The organism is Dellaglioa sp. CoH-57-MRSF-16 (assembly GCF_056782055.1).
On sequence record NZ_JBXAXZ010000017.1, the window covers coordinates 1 to 1,084 of the forward strand.

Consider the following 1,084-nt stretch of genomic DNA (forward strand, 5'->3'; position numbering starts at 1 on the left):
TTTCGATGGTGGTGCCCATAGATTGGATACCGCGCGTCATGAAGCGTTCCGCAACGAAGCCGTCCGGTTTGTACAGATCAACCCATCTTTTTAGTTCTGCCAAGAATTCGGTGCGGGAGGGCCCGAACCGGGTCAAATCCGAAACGGGCTTTTCTAACACCGCATTGGCCATTACCTTTACTTTGCCGCTGGCGTTTACGGCCACCACCGCGATCCCGGTATTACTGGAACCCGGGTCTAGCGCCAGTACACGTTTCGTGTCCGGTGCCAAGCCCGAGGATTGCGGCAACACATAGGATTCGCGTGGCTTTTTAGCCTTTTTCGACCTTTTAGCCATGCTGAATACTCACTAAGTTCTAGTGCTCTAAAATTGAGAATTAGACTTTAGCGCTGTATCACCTGACGTACCGCACTATTGCCTCCTGAGCGACCTGCGAACCCCGGCATCGGCATGCTGGAACCACCGCCATAATTGAAGGCCCGGGCCTCAGAAAGGCGCTCCATGACGCGCGGATGGTGCACAATTGTGGAACCGAGCACAATTGCCCGAAACATGTCGTCCGTATACCCTTCACCCTTTTCTGGCGTCTTTTCCGGCCCCACGTCACGTACCGTAATCATCTGGTGCATGATGTGTGGAACAGGTCGATTCATGAATTCTGTTCGGTAGTCCTCAATACCACCAGCCATGATTCGTGTACCCTCGGCTTCCGTCACAGTCGGAAATATCAAGTTCTTTGAGGCAATCATCGCATGGCACGCATCGAATTCCTTGCGGCGCGGGCTGTACCGGCAACCATGCCCACCGCATTCGTATCGCGCGCCAACTTCAGAATCACGTTCAGGTAGATCAGGTTGAAGTTGACCTTCCTGCCGTCAAGTGGAATACATTCGAGGGCGGTGCCGACTACCGTTTTCCCTGTGTCGAAATCGTAGTGGACAGATGCAATACAGAACGAGTTGTTCGAGGACCCGGCGTCGATCGCGATTATGCTTGGCCACTTGAAACGACGCACGGTTTCGATACGACCGTAGACTTCACCCGGCTTATCGAACTGGTAGATGAAGTTGTGCGCATTTGGCC

At 53.4% G+C, this 1,084-nt stretch carries 3 protein-coding genes; all 3 read right to left on the reverse strand.

Translation table 11 applies throughout. The features are described from left to right. Nucleotides 1-337: hypothetical protein (locus tag AC1RPH_RS07590; protein ID WP_481761997.1), on the reverse strand; the 337-nt coding region annotated here is incomplete at its 3' end. Nucleotides 338-384: 47 nt separating this feature from the next. Next, a complete protein-coding gene (locus AC1RPH_RS07595) occupies nucleotides 385-690 on the reverse strand; it encodes a hypothetical protein (protein WP_481761998.1) in 306 nt (101 codons plus the stop codon). A 56-nt stretch (nucleotides 691-746) separates the two neighbouring features. Then, the coding region (locus tag AC1RPH_RS07600; RefSeq protein ID WP_481761999.1) for a hypothetical protein at nucleotides 747-1,084 on the reverse strand (338 nt) is incomplete at its 5' end.

Bases quoted from the DNA above. Each gene is read 5' to 3' on its own strand.
- AC1RPH_RS07595 (WP_481761998.1), bottom strand. From the start codon at position 690: ATGGCTGGTGGTATTGAGGACTACCGAACAGAATTCATGAATCGACCT.